This is a genomic window from Campylobacter sp. US50a, from assembly GCF_004379015.1.
In the GTDB taxonomy this organism is placed as follows: Bacteria; Campylobacterota; Campylobacteria; order Campylobacterales; family Campylobacteraceae; genus Campylobacter_D; species Campylobacter_D jejuni.
This window is the reverse complement of sequence record NZ_RYYJ01000001.1, coordinates 144,865-161,738: the sequence shown is the minus strand read 5'-3', so window position 1 is coordinate 161,738 and position 16,874 is coordinate 144,865. Positions and strand designations below refer to the sequence as shown.

At 30.3% G+C, this 16,874-nt stretch carries 18 protein-coding genes and 1 pseudogene; 5 read left to right on the top strand and 14 right to left on the bottom strand.

Translation table 11 applies throughout. The annotated features are described in order from the left end of the window. The first annotated feature begins 15 nt into the window (after window positions 1–15). Window positions 16–1,228: pseudogene (locus ELQ11_RS00830) on the top strand (DUF2920 family protein). Here the strand turns inward: ELQ11_RS00830 and ELQ11_RS00825 are convergent. From ELQ11_RS00825 to ELQ11_RS00810, 4 genes are read right to left on the bottom strand one after another with little or no spacing between them, the layout of a single operon-like run. Beyond that, window positions 1,221–1,445 carry a hypothetical protein gene (locus ELQ11_RS00825; protein WP_002854125.1) on the bottom strand — a complete coding sequence of 75 codons (225 nt, stop codon included), beginning with the start codon at window positions 1,443–1,445 and terminating at the stop codon, window positions 1,221–1,223. The pseudogene ELQ11_RS00830 and the gene ELQ11_RS00825 sit on opposite strands and share 8 nt — an antisense overlap. A gap of 2 nt (window positions 1,446–1,447) precedes the next feature. After that, window positions 1,448–2,167: a formyltransferase family protein gene (locus ELQ11_RS00820; RefSeq protein WP_134225085.1), complete on the bottom strand. Its 720-nt coding sequence runs from the start codon at window positions 2,165–2,167 to the stop codon at window positions 1,448–1,450. Beyond that, window positions 2,167–2,892, bottom strand: a complete 726-nt coding sequence (locus tag ELQ11_RS00815) for a GNAT family N-acetyltransferase (RefSeq protein ID WP_134225084.1) — start codon at window positions 2,890–2,892, stop codon at window positions 2,167–2,169. Before ELQ11_RS00815 ends, ELQ11_RS00820 begins: the two co-directional genes overlap by 1 nt. Beyond that, on the bottom strand, window positions 2,879–4,390 hold the full coding sequence (locus tag ELQ11_RS00810) for an AMP-binding protein (RefSeq protein ID WP_134225083.1): 1,512 nt from the start codon (window positions 4,388–4,390) through the stop codon (window positions 2,879–2,881). The genes ELQ11_RS00815 and ELQ11_RS00810 overlap by 14 nt, the downstream gene beginning before the upstream one ends. Window positions 4,391–4,450: 60 nt before the next feature. On the opposite strand from ELQ11_RS00810, the gene ELQ11_RS00805 reads away from it, so the two are divergent. Next, window positions 4,451–5,668, top strand: coding sequence for a DUF2920 family protein (locus ELQ11_RS00805; RefSeq protein ID WP_134225082.1), 1,218 nt, complete (start codon window positions 4,451–4,453; stop codon window positions 5,666–5,668). Between the two features lie 13 nt (window positions 5,669–5,681). Here ELQ11_RS00805 and ELQ11_RS00800 read toward each other — a convergent pair whose 3' ends face one another. Genes ELQ11_RS00800 through ELQ11_RS00775 form a run of 6 tightly spaced genes read right to left on the bottom strand, consistent with a single transcriptional unit; the run spans window position 5,682 to window position 10,042 of the window. Continuing rightward, on the bottom strand, window positions 5,682–5,903 hold the full coding sequence (locus tag ELQ11_RS00800) for an acyl carrier protein (RefSeq protein WP_002786077.1): 222 nt from the start codon (window positions 5,901–5,903) through the stop codon (window positions 5,682–5,684). Beyond that, window positions 5,903–6,964 carry a beta-ketoacyl-ACP synthase III gene (locus tag ELQ11_RS00795; RefSeq protein WP_070298219.1) on the bottom strand — a complete coding sequence of 354 codons (1,062 nt, stop codon included), beginning with the start codon at window positions 6,962–6,964 and terminating at the stop codon, window positions 5,903–5,905. The genes ELQ11_RS00800 and ELQ11_RS00795 overlap by 1 nt, the downstream gene beginning before the upstream one ends. Further along, window positions 6,954–8,516, bottom strand: a complete 1,563-nt coding sequence (locus tag ELQ11_RS00790; protein ID WP_134225081.1) for an HAD family hydrolase — start codon at window positions 8,514–8,516, stop codon at window positions 6,954–6,956. The genes ELQ11_RS00795 and ELQ11_RS00790 overlap by 11 nt, the downstream gene beginning before the upstream one ends. Then, a complete protein-coding gene (locus ELQ11_RS00785) occupies window positions 8,513–8,929 on the bottom strand; it encodes a VOC family protein (protein ID WP_070233595.1) in 417 nt (138 codons plus the stop codon). Before ELQ11_RS00785 ends, ELQ11_RS00790 begins: the two co-directional genes overlap by 4 nt. After that, window positions 8,922–9,815 (bottom strand): class I SAM-dependent methyltransferase, encoded by an 894-nt coding sequence (locus ELQ11_RS00780; RefSeq protein WP_126231621.1) that lies wholly within the window; start codon window positions 9,813–9,815, stop codon window positions 8,922–8,924. The genes ELQ11_RS00785 and ELQ11_RS00780 overlap by 8 nt, the downstream gene beginning before the upstream one ends. Then, the gene (locus ELQ11_RS00775; RefSeq protein ID WP_044780596.1) at window positions 9,812–10,042 is read right to left on the bottom strand and encodes an acyl carrier protein; all 231 of its coding nucleotides are present in this window, start codon (window positions 10,040–10,042) and stop codon (window positions 9,812–9,814) included. The genes ELQ11_RS00780 and ELQ11_RS00775 overlap by 4 nt, the downstream gene beginning before the upstream one ends. A 90-nt stretch (window positions 10,043–10,132) precedes the next feature. On the opposite strand from ELQ11_RS00775, the gene ELQ11_RS00770 reads away from it, so the two are divergent. Further along, window positions 10,133–10,876 (top strand): AAC(3) family N-acetyltransferase, encoded by a 744-nt coding sequence (locus ELQ11_RS00770; RefSeq protein WP_044780594.1) that lies wholly within the window; start codon window positions 10,133–10,135, stop codon window positions 10,874–10,876. Here ELQ11_RS00770 and ELQ11_RS00765 read toward each other — a convergent pair. Genes ELQ11_RS00765 through dcd form a run of 4 tightly spaced genes read right to left on the bottom strand, consistent with a single transcriptional unit; the run spans window position 10,859 to window position 14,919 of the window. Next, window positions 10,859–12,178, bottom strand: coding sequence for a DUF4910 domain-containing protein (locus ELQ11_RS00765; protein ID WP_134225080.1), 1,320 nt, complete (start codon window positions 12,176–12,178; stop codon window positions 10,859–10,861). The two genes, ELQ11_RS00770 and ELQ11_RS00765, sit on opposite strands and share 18 nt — an antisense overlap. Next, entirely contained in the window at window positions 12,171–13,301 is a 1,131-nt protein-coding gene (gene pseC, locus ELQ11_RS00760; protein ID WP_126251908.1) for a UDP-4-amino-4,6-dideoxy-N-acetyl-beta-L-altrosamine transaminase, read from the bottom strand. The genes ELQ11_RS00765 and pseC overlap by 8 nt, the downstream gene beginning before the upstream one ends. Before the next feature lies 1 nt (window position 13,302). Continuing rightward, window positions 13,303–14,307 (bottom strand): UDP-N-acetylglucosamine 4,6-dehydratase (inverting), encoded by a 1,005-nt coding sequence (pseB, locus tag ELQ11_RS00755; RefSeq protein WP_070275048.1) that lies wholly within the window; start codon window positions 14,305–14,307, stop codon window positions 13,303–13,305. Between the two features lie 51 nt (window positions 14,308–14,358). Continuing rightward, the gene (gene dcd, locus ELQ11_RS00750) at window positions 14,359–14,919 is read right to left on the bottom strand and encodes a dCTP deaminase (protein ID WP_002861983.1); all 561 of its coding nucleotides are present in this window, start codon (window positions 14,917–14,919) and stop codon (window positions 14,359–14,361) included. Between the two features lie 145 nt (window positions 14,920–15,064). Here dcd and accB point away from each other — a divergent pair, with 145 nt between their 5' ends. Both accB and ELQ11_RS00740 read left to right on the top strand, forming a co-directional pair. Next, window positions 15,065–15,520, top strand: a complete 456-nt coding sequence (accB, locus tag ELQ11_RS00745; RefSeq protein WP_002866271.1) for an acetyl-CoA carboxylase biotin carboxyl carrier protein — start codon at window positions 15,065–15,067, stop codon at window positions 15,518–15,520. Window position 15,521: 1 nt separating this feature from the next. Next, window positions 15,522–16,853: an acetyl-CoA carboxylase biotin carboxylase subunit gene (locus tag ELQ11_RS00740; protein ID WP_002871048.1), complete on the top strand. Its 1,332-nt coding sequence runs from the start codon at window positions 15,522–15,524 to the stop codon at window positions 16,851–16,853. Window positions 16,854–16,874 lie beyond the last annotated feature (21 nt).

The window sequence follows — 16,874 nt, the reverse complement described above, 5'->3', positions numbered from 1 at the left end:
AATAGGGTGGGAATAATGCTTATAAACCAAACCTTTGAAATTGATTCTTGTGATGATGTAGAATTAAATATAAAAAGAACTAGCAAACTTGAATACCGTATAAGTTATGATGATGAAAAAGATATCAAAGCTATAGTTTTTATAATAAGTGGTTTTGGATCTAATGCAAATATTTCTTTTTTAGATTTTGATAGAGAGTATATTGCTAAAAATTTTGATGTAGTGACGGTAAATGTTTTTTATCATTGTTTTTGTCACAGAAGATCAAATGTTGAGAAATATAGCGCAATTACAATGTTTACAAAAGAGGATGTGTCAAATTTATCTCAAGCTTTATTGGAAATAGGTGTTAATATCAATGTTAATCTTGAGAACGCACAACAATGTTATGAATTACTTAATCAGAATATTACTACTTTAAAATTACAAGGAAAACTAGTACAAAATTATCAAGCGAAATTTACTTCAACTTTTATTCCACCTAACGGAGATTATCAAAATTTTGGCATTATGGCAGCTATTGATCATATCAATGCTTTAAAAGATTTAGTTAAACGCTTTCCAAAATTTGCAGATTTACCAAAAATTTATGGGGGGGGGGTCTTATGGAGGATATCTATCTTTACTCATAGCAAAAATAGCTCCTTGGTATGTGGATGGCGTGATTGATAATTCAGGAACTGTTTTGCCGTTATTGAGATATATAATAGGAAGAGATTTAGAGCAATTTGATTTTATTTTTAATGATCCTAATACATTAATAGGAATGTTTACTAAAACTTATTGGACTAGAGAAGATGAAAAATCACCTTATTTTTTTGCTAATGAAAATTATATGATTCGTTCTTTGTTAAATTGTTCTCATTTAATCATACAAGTCAATGTTAATAAAAATATCGTTTTGGTATCTTATCATAGTTCAAAAGATGAGTTTAATACATCCAAAGATAAACAAACTCTTTTTTTAGCATACAAAGAATTAGGCTATGATGCCACTTTGCATTTGATAAAAGATGAAAGCGAGGTTGACGGAAGATTTATAAAAGACCTAAATCATGGTATGAGGATTACTGATAAAGCCTTATTTAGAAAAGAACTTCCTTTAATGCTTAAAAAATTGCAAAAAAGAAAATCTTTTATGCAGGAAAATTCCATCTCTTATCCTTGCGGCGATAAAATTTTTACCTTTAAAGATAAGGGAGATAAATTTGTTTTATGTATCAAATAAAAGCTTGTTCTATCATGTTTTTAATGGCTTGAAAGCTTTCAAAATTTTCAGGTGTGATAAATTCTGCTTTTAAGGGTTTTTTGTAAAATTTTTCTATTTCAGCAACCAAAGCCATGATATCAATACTATCGATAAAATCTTCACTTACTAGATTTTCCATACTCTCATTGATATCTGTTCTTTCTATATTGATAAAAAATTGTTTGATTTCTTGCATTTTTATTCCTTTGTGATTTTTAAAATGGTATTATCGCTTAAATTTAAAATTAAATCAAGTTCATTGATCTCATAAAACAAAATTTCTTTTTCCTCTCCTAAGATTTTCAATCTAGCCTTAGGCACTCCGCTTAAAGCGCCACAGTCCATAGCTCTTAAAAAGCGAGAAATTTTTTCTTTATCCCAAGCAAGATCTAAATAACCCTCATTTGGCAAAGCCAATTTTTTGTGATACCCCCCCCCTAAAGTTTGAATTTTAAAGATCTTATTTTCTAAATTCTTTAAAGCTTCTTTAAATGAAGCTATAGCAAGTTTGTGTTGGGTATCTAAAAGACTTAAGGCGGTAAAATTATCATCAAGCTTTATTTCTTTTTGAGTTAAAATCGCACCCGTATCGATACTTTCTTCAACCATGTGCCAAGTAATGCCTGTTTTTTTATCATTTTCCCATATGCTCCAAATTCTTGCATTACATCCTTTATGAAAAGGTAATAAAGCATTATGATAATTTATAATGGTATTATTTTGCACACATTCTTTTTTGAAAATATAAGAATTATTTGCACTAATAATAAGGCAATTTTTAAGATTTTTACAAAAATCATCTAAATTTTCTATATTTTTTGCAAAAATCACTTCTTGCTTAAAAAAATCACTAGCTATTTTTTGGCATTCTTTAGTGACTTTTCCTGTACCTATGATATAAATGTGTGAGTAAGTCATTAGAAATTCCTATAAAATTTTAAATTAATATGATTAAAACAAAAACCCGCCCTTTTATAAAAATTAATGGCTTTTTGATTTTTTTCTTCTACAAAAAGTTTAAAGAATTTATTTTGAGTATTGGCTGCAAAATAATGATTTAGTAAAGCAAAAGCCACATTTTTATGCTTTAAATTTCTATCTACAGCTATAAAATCTAAAAAATTAGCATTGAGAGTTTGAGTGTAGATCAAAGCAGCGTGAATTTTTTCATTTTCTTTATAAACAAGTATATTGGGTATTTTTTCTTCAAGATTTTTTTGTGAAAAATAAAACAAATATGGATCAAAATATTTTCTAAAAAAGCTATAAAGTTCTTTGCTATCTTCATATAAGGCTTTGGAGATAAAGCAAAATTTACTCGGTTTTATTTCTTTTTTAAGCACCATTTGTTTGTGATTGAGTATTTTTTTAAAATGATTAAGTTTTAAAAATTCATCATGCAAAACATGATTAGGGGTTTTGATTAATATTTTTATATAACATGCCTTTAAATTATAATCTTGCAAATCATTGATAAAATAATACAACAAACCATCTGTACGATTAAAAAAGAAAAAATTATTATTTTCATGTTTTTCTAAGATAAGTTCTTGTTTTAAAATTTTCTCTTGGATTAGATTAAAATTATCATAACAATTGCTTAATTTAAACCCTTCATAAAAAGCTTTTTCAAATGAGTTCATGTAAGGCTTTTCTATCGATTTTACTGTTTTGATTAAGCTTAAATTTTTCGATTTTAATAAAATTTTTTGGGATCATATAAGAAGGCAATTTATCTTTTAAAAAAGCTTTAAGATCAAGCTCATTTTCACTTTCATAAAAACAAATGATTTTTTCTTTAAAAATGCAAGCACATAAAATAATTTTACTATGAGAATTAATCACGCTTTCTATTTCTCCAAGTTCTATTCTATGTCCCATGAATTTAATTCTATTATCATTTCTTCCATAGCACAAAAGCTCTCCAAATTCATTATAAGCAACTATATCTCCTGTTTTATAGAGTAAATCTAAATAATTATCATGTAAAGGATTTTGTATAAAAGCTTGTTTGGTTTTTTCTTTGTCGTTGTAATATCCTAAAGATAAAGAAGTTCCACGCACGAAAAGCTCTCCTTTAACACCTATTTGTTTAGGACTTATGAAATTCATATTTTCATCAAAAACTAAAAGTTCTGTATTTTTATAAGCTTTACCTATAGGCAGAATTTCATTTTCTGAAAATTCTCTATCTAAGATATAATAGCAGCATACATCAGTGATTTCAGTTGGACCATAACAATTAGCAAATAAAGCATTTGGAAGGTGTTTTCTCCAAATATTAAGTTGTTTAATAGGCATTATTTCTCCACCTACTAAAATTTTATTTAAATTTTTCAAAGGATAGTTTTTTAAATTATCTTGATCTTTTATAAAATAAATCAAGACCGTAGGCTTCCAAAAAATCATGGTAATTTTTTCTTGTTCCAAATAATCTAAAATTTTATTTGGAAAGGCAAAAAGATGATTGGGTATTAGATGTAATGTTGCTGATGGTTTGATAGTTGCAAGTATATCGGGCAAAGAAGCATCTACATATAAAGGAGCTTGGTTAGCAATAATTTCATTTTCATCGATTTTAAAAGCCTCGCAAAAGTGAAAGGCATAATCAATCACACTCTTATGTGCTATGCTTACTCCTTTAGGAATGCCTGTACTTCCACTAGTAAAAAGAACATAGAGTAAATTAGTATCTATATGTTTTTCTTTGGCAGTTTTTATTAAATTCTCATCTATATCAAAACTTTCAAAGTCTTGTGTATAAAGTGTAGGCAAATCTAAGTTAAAATTTAAGTCCTTTGAAGTGATAAAAAGTTTAGGTTTTAAAACCTCTATAACTTTTTCTATTCTTTCTTTAGGACTTTTTTCATCTAAAAGGGTATAAAAATTTCCACTTAATGCCACTCCAAAAAATGAAATCAAGCAATCAATCCCTTTAGGTAAGATGATTAAAACAGGAGCTTGAGTAGGATTATCATTTTTTAAAGTTTTTAAAATTTCACTGGCTAGTTTTTTAGAAAAGAGATCAAAGTCTTTATAAGTGATTTCCTTTCTTTCCTTGGCAAAGGGTTCTACAAAAGCTGTTTTTTTGCTAAATTTGATTAAACTTTTTTCTAAAAAATCGTAGATATGGGTTGTCATGATTTACCTTTTTAGTTTTTTGTAATATAATATCGATAAATTAATAAAAAAGGCCTTTATATGCTCATAAATCAAACCTTTGAAATCGATTCTTGTGATGATGTAGAACTAGGTATTAAAAGAACTAGCAAGCTTGAATACCGTATCAGTTATGATAATGAAAAAGATATCAAAGCTATAGTTTTTGTCATAGGAGGTTATGGAGCTAATGCAAATATATATTTTTTAGATTCTTATAGAAATTATATTGCTAAAAATTTTGATGTTGTAGCAGTGCATGTTTTTTATCATTGTTTTTGTCAAAGGCGTTCAGATATTGAGAAATATAGTGCATACAAATATTTTCAAGAGGAAGATATTGAAAATATTAAAAATTTATTAAATCAATTTCATTTTTCTTATGGTGGAATAAATAATGATAATGCGCTTTTTTTAGCGAATTCTTTAGTGAAACATGTAGAAAATTTAAAAATGCAAAATAAAGTCGATCATAACTTTAAACTAAATTTTACTTCCACTTTTATCCCACCTAACGGGGATTATCAAAATTTTGGCATTATGGCAGCTATTGATCATATCAATGCTTTAAAAGATTTAGTTAAACGTTTTCCAAAATTTGCAGATTTACCAAAAATTTATGGGGGGGGGTCATACGGAGGATACTTAGCCTTGCTTATAGCAAAAATAGCTCCTTGGTATGTGGATGGCGTGATTGATAATTCAGGTTCGGCTTTGCCACCTTTAAATTATATTTTAGGAAGAGAAATGGAACATAGTTGTGGTGATTATTATGAAGATTTTCCACATAATAGGATTATTTTTTTTCTAAAAACCCATTGGACACGTAAAGAAAATTCACCTTATTTTTTTAATAATGAAAATTATTTTATTAGAACATTGTTAAATAAAGATCATTTGATTTTGCAAAGTCAAAAAAATAAAAATATTATTTATGTGAGTTATCATAGTAAAGAAGATCCTTTAACTCCAGCAAATTTTAAAGAACAAACTATGCAAATATTAAAAATTTTAGGATATGATGTAAGCTTAAATTTGATAGATGAAAATAAAATTGATGGAAAATTTATTAAAAATTTAGATCATGGTTGTGGTATACCTGATAAAGCCTTATTTAGAAAAGAACTTCCTTTAATGCTTGAAAAACTACAAAAAAGAAAATCTTTTATGCAAGAAAATTCCATCTCTTATCCTTGTGGGAATAAAGTGTTTACTTTTAAAGATGTGGGAGATAAATTTGAATTAGAGATAAAAGATTAAAACCTTAAAGGTTTTAATCAAGCTTTGCTAAATCGATTAAATCACTCACTTTTTGACAATTTTTCAAATCTTCGGCTGTGATTTTTAAAGCAAAAAGATTTTTATAAAGCACCATTACAGATACAAAAGCCAAACTATCCCACTCATCTATATCATCAAGTAGCATATCCTCGTTTAAGTCTTCATCTCTATGCATAGCTTCTTTAAGCTCTTCTAAAAATTCAGTTTTTGTCATTATTTCTCCTTTGTGTAAATTAAAATATCTTTTGTGTATAAATCCTTGAAATTTAGCACCGCACTTCCCCAGCTAAGCCCTGCACCAAAAGCACTTAAACTCGCTTTAAATTCTTTTGGAGTATCTAGTTCGCAAAGTAGGGCAGGTAGTGAACAAGCGCTTAAATTAGCGTATTTTTCCATGATGAAATTAGGAACTTTATCATCATTAAGTTTTAACTCTTCTTTAATACAATCAACCAAATACGCATTAGATTGATGAAAAAGATGAAAAGCAATGTCTTTTTCTTCTACCTTGGAAAATTCTAAAATTTCTTTAAAGCTTTTAGGTTCGCATTCTAAAGCCATATTAAAAATATTTGCTCCGTCCATGTAAAGATTTTCTAATTGTCTAAACTCCTCAGTTTGCATGAGCGAATCGTCGTTAAAAATATCTACTCTAGGTATTCTCATCGCACCTTTTGGAATAATGAGTTTATCAAAATGTTTCCCATCGCTTCCAAGTTCAAAAAAGGCTTCATTAAAATCCGTTTTTTCAATCAAAGTTGCACTTACTCCATCGCCAAAAATAGGGGCTAAATTCATATTTTTAGGATGGATGAATTTGCTTAAAGTATCCCCACAAATGAGTAAAATTTTACCTAAGCCACTTTGTATTAAAGAATGAGCGACAAATAAGCCATATAAATACCCTGCACAAGCTTGTCCTAAATCAAAAGCTATGGTTTTAGAGCTTAAATTTAAAAGTTGGTGTAAATAACAAGCCGTAGAAGGCATGAAAAAATCAGGACTTTGAGTTACTACGATGAGTGCATCAAGGCTATTTTTATCTATATTTAAACCTTGTAAAAGTGTATTGGCTGCGTGTTTTCCAAGATCGCTTACACAAGTGTTTTCATCGCAAATATAACGCGTGTTTAAACCTATGACTTTTTTCATTCTTTTAAGGATTTTAATATCATTTGAAAAAACGCTTTCTAACTCATCATCAATGCAAATTTTATGTTCAGGTACGCTTACGCAAATGCCTGAAATTTTGGCTTTATCAAATCTAGTTTTCATGGATTATAAGTCCTTTAAAATTTAAATTTTGAAATGAAACAAGGGCTGAGTTTTTTTCAATTTCTTTAGAAATTTGTTCTAAAAAGCTTAAAAATGGCATATTTCTTTCGCCTTTTTGATAGTAAAGCCTTGCATTATTGTTTTTAAGATTGAAGAATTTTAAAGCTAGTTCAAAGGCTTTAAAAAACATTCTAGTTTCAAGTTTTCTACCTAAAGCCCTACAAGAAATGCAAAGATCATTGATAAATAAATTTCCTTCTTTGCAAGAAAAAACAAAAATAGCGATAATCCCACTATCGCTTAATTTATCACTCATGCTCACACTTACAATGAGTTCTTTTTGCATGTGTTGTGCGACTTTTTCTTGATTTAAGCGTGTGTAATTAGCGATAAATTGATTGGTTTTACCTAAAAGTTCGCTAATGCGAGGGATATTTTGCAGATCATTTTGTCTAAAATCTAAGCTGATTTGAAGATTTTGAAAATATTCTTCATCGCTTAAACTTTTAAGCTCTTCTCTTAAAGCATTGGCTGCTATATCTTTGGCACGAATTTGATCTTCTTTGGTATTTGAAAGTTTTAAAAGATTAGGAAAAAGCTTGATTTTATAAAGTATATTTTCATCGCATAAAAGTGTTTTAACACCTGTAAATTTGGTATTTTCAAGCTCGGCGATATTATCATCTATAAAAAGCATAGCGTTAGTATTTATATTAAATTTTTTAGCAATTTTTAAGATATTTTCACCCTTTGGCTCCCAATTGATCATTCTAGCATCAAAATCATCCCATTGCAAGATGAAATCTTTTCTTGTTTCAAAAAGTTTTTTTGCGTCTTTTTCTTCATTTTTTGAAGCTAGGGCAAGTAAAAATCCTTGTTTTTTAAAAGTTTTAATTTTTTCTTGTAAGGCTTTGTGCAAAGGACTTAAATTAATATTATCTATGCCCTCTTCACCTAAAATTCCTTGATACAAGGTGTTATCAAGATCAAGCACAAGAGCTTTAAGAACAGGTTTTATGAGTGCAGGGATGAGGCTAAGTCCTAAAATTTGTGCTAAGAAAATCAAGGCTTTATTATTAAGCTTAGAGCCTGTAAGTTCTTCTTTAGCTAAGTCTAAAATATCTTCTTCATCAAAATACTCTTTTATGAGTTTTTCTATGTTAAAAATTTCGCAATTTAAAATTTTTTTATCTGTTTTAAATTCTCCTAAACTAAGGACTAAAATAGGGCTTTGTGACAATTTTCTTAATGCTAAAAGCCTTTCTTCTAGAAAATTTTGCACATTATTTTTATAGTGGGTCAAATCTAGCCATAAAAGTTCTAAACTAGCTTCTTTAAAGTTATCAAAACTCAAGCTATCATCATAAGAGCTGAAATTAAAATCAGCTTTTAAATTGGCAAAATGTAAAAAAGGAGCAATGATGCTTTGCACTCCTTCAAAAGCATGATTTCTATGGATATTGATAAGAAGATCTTGACTTTTACTAAAGTCTAATTCTTTGGCAAATTTTATAAGTTCATTGCGTTTTAAATGAGGTGAAAAAAGATTCATTTTAGCTCCACAAGTTCGATTAAAAGCCTATTTGGCATCATGATAAAACAAAGTTTAGCAAAATAGCTTGCTTGCATAATAGGAACAATACAAATGCCTCCTTGTTGTTCCAAAAGAATTAAATCTTGGGCGATATTTTTACTTTCATAGGCTAAATGATACATTTTGGTATTATTTTTCAAATAGCTATCTAGTGGACCTTTATCGTTTAAATTTTGCAAAAGTTCAAATCTATACTGTGGAAATGCTTCGTTGCAAGGAATGATAAATTCGCCTCTTACCCCTTGTTTTTCATCTATAAATTCTACTTCTTTGTAAAAACCTAGTTTAAAAAAACATTCTCTTTCTTTTTCTAAATTTTTACAAGCCACACCTATATGATGAATGGGTAAATTGAGTGTTGTATTAAGCATTTAAAACTACTGCCATAGTGATAGCATTTTTAAATTTCAATGCTTTTTCTAAACTATAATCATTTGCCATAAAACATTCATAAGTCTTAAGCTTTAAGCCTGATTTTTCTATCAAATCTTTAACTTCATCAGGATGGGAAAATAAATAAATATGATCAATAGCAGGAGCATTGATAGGAATAGTTGCAAAAATTTCTCCCCCATCACTAAGAAGCTCTTTAGATCTTTTAAGAAATTCAAGAGGTTTTTCTACGTGTTCTAGCACTTCTCCAATCACTATCAAATCAGCTTTTTTATCAAAATCATAAGTAAAAAAATCTTGACATAAAAAATCACATTTTGTAATCAATTCTCCTACTTGTTGTTTTACCATTTTTTGAGTAAGTTCGCAACTCGTTGGAGAGATATCAAGTCCATAAAAGGCGGAAAATTTACCACTTTTAACTGCTCTTGCAAAATATTCTCCATGACCAGGGCCTATTTCAAAATAAGTTGTTTTTGGAGTAAAATTTTTTAAATATTGTGAAAAATACTTTCTTACTTTAATATGAGCTATCCAAACAAAAGAAGAAAGAGCTAGGCCTATCATGTATTGTTTCATATAGCTTTCATTAAAATAAACCTTATCCTTAACTTCATCAAAGCTAGAATAACGATAAGTCCCATTTTCTATGAAAAATTTTGTTTCTTCTAAAGTATCATTAAGGATCAATAAATAACAATCGCATTGTTCTTCTATACTGATGCCATCTTGAATATAATAAGAAATTAATTTATCAAATTCTTCTTGGTCTTCTTGTGAAAATTCAATTTTTTTAAGATATTTAGAATGGATAGGATTTTTTTGAGCGATGGCTTGAAATAATTTTTCAATATTTTCTTTCATTTTTCGGCCTTTAGGGTTTGAATTTTTTCTAGCAAAGCGTTTTGAGATTTTAAGAGACTTAAATCTTCTTTGTTGAATTTGATTTCAAATTCTTCTTCTAAACTCATGATGATATCAATATGGGCTAAAGAAGTCCAGTTCTTGCAATTTTCCATGCTTAAATTTGTATTTTCATCTACTTTGATTTCAAGGATATTTTCTAAAATTTCATAAAATTGTTTTTCCATTGTATAGCACTTTCTTAAGAATGTTGAAAATTAATATATTGTATCATAAAATTTTTCATTAATTATAAAATATTTTATTTAGGCTTTAACATGGAAAAGATAATACGATTTATAAATTTCTTAGAGTTAAATAAAGATGATTTTATTTTATTTACAGGGAATTTAATGCAATTTTTGCAAAATATAGATGGAGATAATAGAAAAAAATTAAATTTTTTATTAGATTGTATGAAAGATAATGTAGATACATTAGCTATTCATACTTTTAATTGGGATTTTTGTAAAGGTTTGGCATATGATATTTTAAATTCTAAATCACAAACTGGAGCTTTAGGTAATATAGCTCTTAAAAGAGATGATTTTAGAAGAACAAAACATCCTATTTATTCTTTTGCGGTTACTGGAAAATTTCAAAAAGAACTTGTTGCACTTGAGAATAAAGGAGCTTTTGATAATAATTCTCCCTTTGCTTTTATGTATAAAAATAATACAAAAATGATTATTGTAAATTTGCCTTTGCAAGATTCTTTTACTTTTGTGCATTATGTGGAAGAGTGTTTAAAAGTGGATTATCGCTTTAACAAAAGTTTTGAGGCTTTATATACAGATGAAAAGGGATTTACGCAATTAAAAACTTATGATATGTTTGTTCGCAAAGATGGAGTTTTAACGGATGTTAATGGTTTGGAAGATCTTTTTATAAAAGAAAATGTGATGGAACTTAAAAAATTTGAAAATCTTTGCATTAAGAAAATTGATTTATCTAGGGCATATGACATAATTGTTAAGGATATTAAAGATAATCATGCTAAAAATTTAATGAGTTATGCTTAAAAGTTTATATTCTAAGATTTTTTCTAAAAGTTCTTTAAATTCATAAGCTTGCATATTTAAAATATTGGCTATATCGATGATATCATTTTTTCCATCGCAGTAAGCTAGAAAATTACAAGCTAAAGGAATGTCATTAGCAGTGCTAAGGGTATGGTATAGCCCTCTTTTGCCAAGATTGGGTTCGCATACTATGGTGTTTTTATATACGGTGTTGATTTCTAGATTTAAAATCATTTCTTGCATGCTTTGAAGTCCACCCATTAAACCTTTTTTGGAGATAAAATTTAAGTCATCTTTTGAAGTGTGGTATTGTTTATACTCTCCATACTTGGTGCGACATACTCCTACTATGCCAAGATTTACAAGCGGGGCATTGTATTGTCTTTCATCGCTTCCACGATCTAAAAAACTAAAAGCTTTGAAATTTTCTTTATTTTTAAGCGTATGCAGTGCAACTTTATCGCTTAGAGTATTTTCTTTAGGCGTGTGTATGAGTGAGTAAGCATGATCATCGCCTAAGCAAGAAAGCACAAAGCCTGCTTTAACATGTTTTTTTAAATGCTCTAAATGTTTGCTAAGATAGACTATAGAGCCTATGGTTTCAGGGATGGTGACAAAGCGGTAATTATATTTTCTTTCTTTTAAACTCAAAAGCCATTTTGCTAAGAAAATACTCACTACAGGGCCACTAAGCTCATTATTCGCCATGGAAGGATGGCAAAGATAGGTTGAAATTAAAATTTCATCTTTTGAATTTTGTGTGCTAGGTAGGATAAAATCAGCATAGTCCAAAACCCCATTTTCATCATGTTTTGCATCGATATAGACCTTGTATTTGCCTTTTTTAAGTTTTTTTCTTTCATTGTGCGTGAGACAAAATCCCCAACGCCTTTTATAATAACTCGTTACATAAGGAATAGCATCAGGCATTTCTTCTATGGAGTAAAGATGATCTTGAAGTTCTTCTAGTTCGATTTCTTGATCGATGGCTTCGCTATAGTTTAGAAGGTGTAAGTTATGCTTTTTAAAATCACAAATTTTTTCTCCCTCTGGAGTGATGATATAGGCTTCTTTGGCGTTCCATTCATCAGGGACTATCCAGTCAAAAACCTTTGTACCACTTTTTATAGAGTGAAATTTGAGTATCCCCCCCCCGCCCAGAGTTTTATTTAAAAGTTCTAAACTAGCTCTAAAACCTTGCCCTGTGATGCTTCTAGGGATAGGAAAAAGTTCGCAAGCTAGTTCATACATAGCCTTTCCAGTTTGGCTAAAATCTTGGCTTCTAAAGTCTAGCTTATTCACAATATCCCTTTTTAACTTTTTCAAGAATGCTAAATAAAGTATCTTTTACAAATTTTGCATCTTTTAGATTCATTTCTTGATGACAAGGTATGCTAAGCTCGGCTTTGTAAAAATTATCCGCATTTTGGAGTCTGATTTCTCCTAAGAGTTTTTTATAAAAACTAAATTCATAAGTTGGTTTATAATGTACCTGTACGCCAATTCCTGCATGAAGTAAGTTTTCAAAAAGTTCTTCTTTTTGACAATAAAATTCAGGAAAAAGCAAAATAGGATATAAATGTCTCGAACTTTTTTTATAATCTTTGATTTTTATCGTGGAGAAATACGGATTTCTTTCAAATTCCTTATTGTAAAAGCTTGCGATTTCTTCTCTTTTTTCAAGATTGTGATCGAGTTTTTTAAGCTGGTTTATCCCTAAAGCACAAGCAACGTCACTTAAGCGGTAATTATAGCCAAGTTCTACCATATCGCTATCCCAAAGCCTTTTTTTAATTATGCCATGGCTTCTTAAAAGCTTGATTTTGGTGATAAGCTCTTCATTATCACTCACCACAGCTCCACCTTCAAAAGTGGTAATAGGCTTAACAGGGTGAAAAGAAAAGATAGAAAGATCGGCTTTTTTTCCTACTTTTTCACTTTTATATAAGGCGCCTAAAGCATGGCTTGCATCATCGATTAAAGGGATATTGTATTTTTTAGCAAGGTTTGAAATTTCATCCATTTCAACGCTATTGCCCGCAAAATCCACTACGCTAATAGCTCCTATATTTTCGCTATCTTTTAAAAGTCTTGCTTCTAGTTTTTTTTCATCGATATTGCCATCGTTTTTAATGTCGATAAACTCTACCTTAGCTCCAGCCATTAAGGCCGCATTAGTCGTAGCAGCGAAGGTTAAAGGGGTGGTTAAAACGATTTTTTCTTTGACGTCTAGTGCTGTGTAGGCAAGATGAAGGGCTGAAGTGGCTGAGTTTAATACACAAGCGTGTTTTACGCCCACATATTCACAAAGGGCTTCTTCAAATTCATTTACTTTTTTACCCCCTGTTAAAATTTCATCTTTTAAGGCTTTTGTAAGCGTATCTATATCGCTTTGATCGATGTTTTGATGAGAATAAGTAAGCATTTTAAAAACCTTCGGTGTGATTGATGATTTCTAAAAGTTCTTTTTCGCTTGCCCATAAAGGATTATTATCTGAACTATAAGAAAAACCATCTTTTACTTTTTGTCCTTTTTCGCCTAGGGCATTAATGCTAAAGTCATTATCTTTATCCACAAGTTTAATACTCGGGCTTATAGCATAGTAGTTTTCAAATTCGTAGGTTAAATGACTATCATCGCTTGAAATCATGATTTCATGTAGTTTTTCTCCTGCTCTTATACCTATGATTTTATGGCTTAAATTAGGAGCTAAAGCATGGGCTAGATCGGTGATTTTCATCGAAGGAATTTTAGGGATGAAAATTTCTCCTCCGTGCATTCTTTCAAAATTACTCAGTACAAATTTTACTCCATCTTCAAGGCTGATCCAAAAACGAGTCATTCTTGTATCGGTGATAGGAAGTTCTTTAGCTCCTTCACTGATGAGTTTTTTAAAGAAAGGTACTACCGATCCTCTTGAACCTACAACATTGCCATATCTTGTAACACTAAAGCGTGTTTGTTTGTTACCTGCTATATTGTTTGCAGCGACAAAAAGCTTGTCGCTTGCAAGTTTGGTTGCGCCGTATAAATTTACAGGATTGCAAGCCTTGTCTGTGCTAAGAGCGATACATTTTTTAACTCCATTTTCAAAACAAGCGTCGATGACATTTTGCGCACCGTGTATGTTTGTTTTTATACATTCCATAGGGTTATATTCAGCAATAGGCACATGCTTCATCGCAGCAGCATGTATAACAAAATCCACATCACGCATAGCAGCACTTAAACGCTCTTTATCTCTTACATCTCCTATAAAATAACGCATACAAGGAGCATTAAAAACGCTTGCCATTTCAAATTGTTTAAGCTCATCACGAGAATAAATGATGATTTTATTAGGTTTATAATTTTCTAGTAAAACCTTAGTATAGGTTTTTCCAAAAGAGCCTGTTCCGCCCGTGATTAAGATATTTTTTTTGTTAAACATTTTGCTTTCCTTTGCTTAAGTTTTTTTTAAAAATTAAAGCAATAAGTGTTCCTATTTTAAAATTCTTGGTAAGGTTATGCCAGTTTGGGCTTGATACTTGCCTTTTTTGTCTTTATAAGTGGTATCACATTTTTCATCGCCTTGTAAAAACAACACTTGTGCTATGCCTTCATTGGCATAAATTTTTGCAGGTAAAGGCGTAGTGTTTGAAATCTCTATAGTGATATGTCCTTCAAAACCTGGTTCAAAAGGAGTAACATTGACGATGATACCACATCTTGCATAAGTGCTTTTGCCAAGACAAATAGCTAAAACATCATCAGGCATTTTAAAATACTCTATAGTTCTAGCTAGGGCAAAAGAATTTGCAGGAACTATACATACATCACCTTCAAAATCTACTACATTTTCTTCTACGAAATTTTTTGGATCTACTACGGTTGAATTAACATTAGTAAAAATTTTAAACTCACGCCCTACGCGTATATCGTAGCCATAACTTGAAAGTCCATAGCTTATTACACCTTTTCCTATATTTGCTTCGCAAAATGGCTCGATCATCTTGTATTCTAATGCCATTTTTCTTATCCAGTTATCTGCTTTTAAGCCCATTTTTAACCTTTTAATATTTGTAATTTTTTATAAGGATTATAACCTAAAAAATCTATATTTTTTATGATTTTTTTCTTTTTTAAAGTTAAATTTTAAGTTTTTTTATATAATACAAGATTAAGTTCTTAAATTTTAGGAGAATTTTATGACAAAAGAAGAAATTAAAGAGTTAGTAAACCTTTTTGCTGAAGCAAATATTAGTAAAATTAAGATCAAAGAACAAGATGGTTTTGAAATAGAACTTGAAAGAGATATGTGTTGCGATGTTCCAGCTCCTGTTTGTCCTCCAGTTCCAGCTCCACAACCTATCAATGTAAGCGTTGTAAACGAAGCTCAACCTAGTCAAAGTGCAAAATCAAACAAACCAAGTATAAACAGCCCTATGGTAGGAACTTTCTATCAAGCTCCAAGTCCAGGTGCAGCACCTTTTGTAAAAGTAGGCAGTACGGTTAAAAAAGGCGATACTATAGCTATTATCGAAGCGATGAAAATCATGAATGAAATTGAAGCGGAATTTGATTGCAGGATCGCTGAAATTTTAGTTGCTGATGGTCAGCCTGTAGAATTTGGAATGCCTTTATTTGCGGTGGAGAAATTATAAAATGGAAATTAAAAGCATATTAATTGCTAATCGTGGAGAAATAGCACTGCGTGCTTTAAGAACGATTAAAGAAATGGGTAAAAAAGCAATTTGTGTGTATTCTGAAGCAGATAAAGATGCTTTATATTTAAAATACGCTGATGCAAGCATTTGTATAGGAAAAGCAAGAAGTTCTGAAAGTTATTTAAATATCCCAGCTATTATCACAGCAGCTGAAATTGCTGAAGCAGATGCGATTTTTCCAGGATATGGATTTTTAAGTGAAAATCAAAATTTTGTTGAAATTTGTGCTAAACATAACATCAAATTTATAGGTCCTTCTGTAGAAGCTATGAATTTAATGAGTAATAAATCAAAAGCTAAACAAGTAATGCAAAGAGCAGGCGTGCCTGTAATCCCAGGAAGCGATGGGGCTTTAGCAGGAGCTGAAGCAGCTAAAAAACTTGCTAAAGAAATAGGCTATCCTGTGATTTTAAAAGCAGCTGCTGGCGGTGGCGGCCGTGGCATGCGTGTGGTGGAAAATGAAAAAGATCTTGAAAAAGCGTATTGGTCAGCTGAAAGCGAGGCTATGACAGCTTTTGGTGATGGAACTATGTATATGGAAAAATACATTCAAAATCCACGCCATATAGAAGTGCAGGTTATAGGAGATAGTTTTGGTAATGTGATTCATGTGGGTGAAAGAGATTGTTCTATGCAAAGACGCCATCAAAAACTTATCGAAGAATCTCCCGCGATTTTGCTTGATGAAAAAACACGTACTAGGCTTCATGAAACTGCTATTAGGGCAGCCAAAGCTATAGGATATGAAGGTGCGGGAACTTTTGAGTTTTTAGTTGATAAAAATTTAGACTTTTATTTTATAGAAATGAATACACGTTTGCAAGTTGAACACTGTGTAAGTGAAATGGTAAGTGGGATTGATATCATAGAACAAATGATTAAGGTAGCAGAAGGTTATGCCTTACCATCTCAAGAAAGTATTAAATTAAATGGGCATTCTATAGAATGTAGAATCACGGCAGAAGATTCTAAAACTTTCTTGCCAAGTCCAGGCAAGATTACTAAATACATTCCACCCGCAGGACGCAATGTTAGAATGGAAAGTCATTGTTATCAAGACTATAGCGTGCCTCCTTATTATGATTCTATGATAGGTAAGCTTGTAGTTTGGGCAGAAGATCGCAATAAAGCTATTGCAAAAATGAAAGTAGCTTTAGATGAGTTACTTATAAGTGGGATAAAAACAACCAAAGATTTTCATCTTTCTATGATGGAAAATCCTGATTTTATTAACAATAACTACGATACAAATTATCTTGCAAGACATTAAAATTTCCCTATTAAAGGGAAA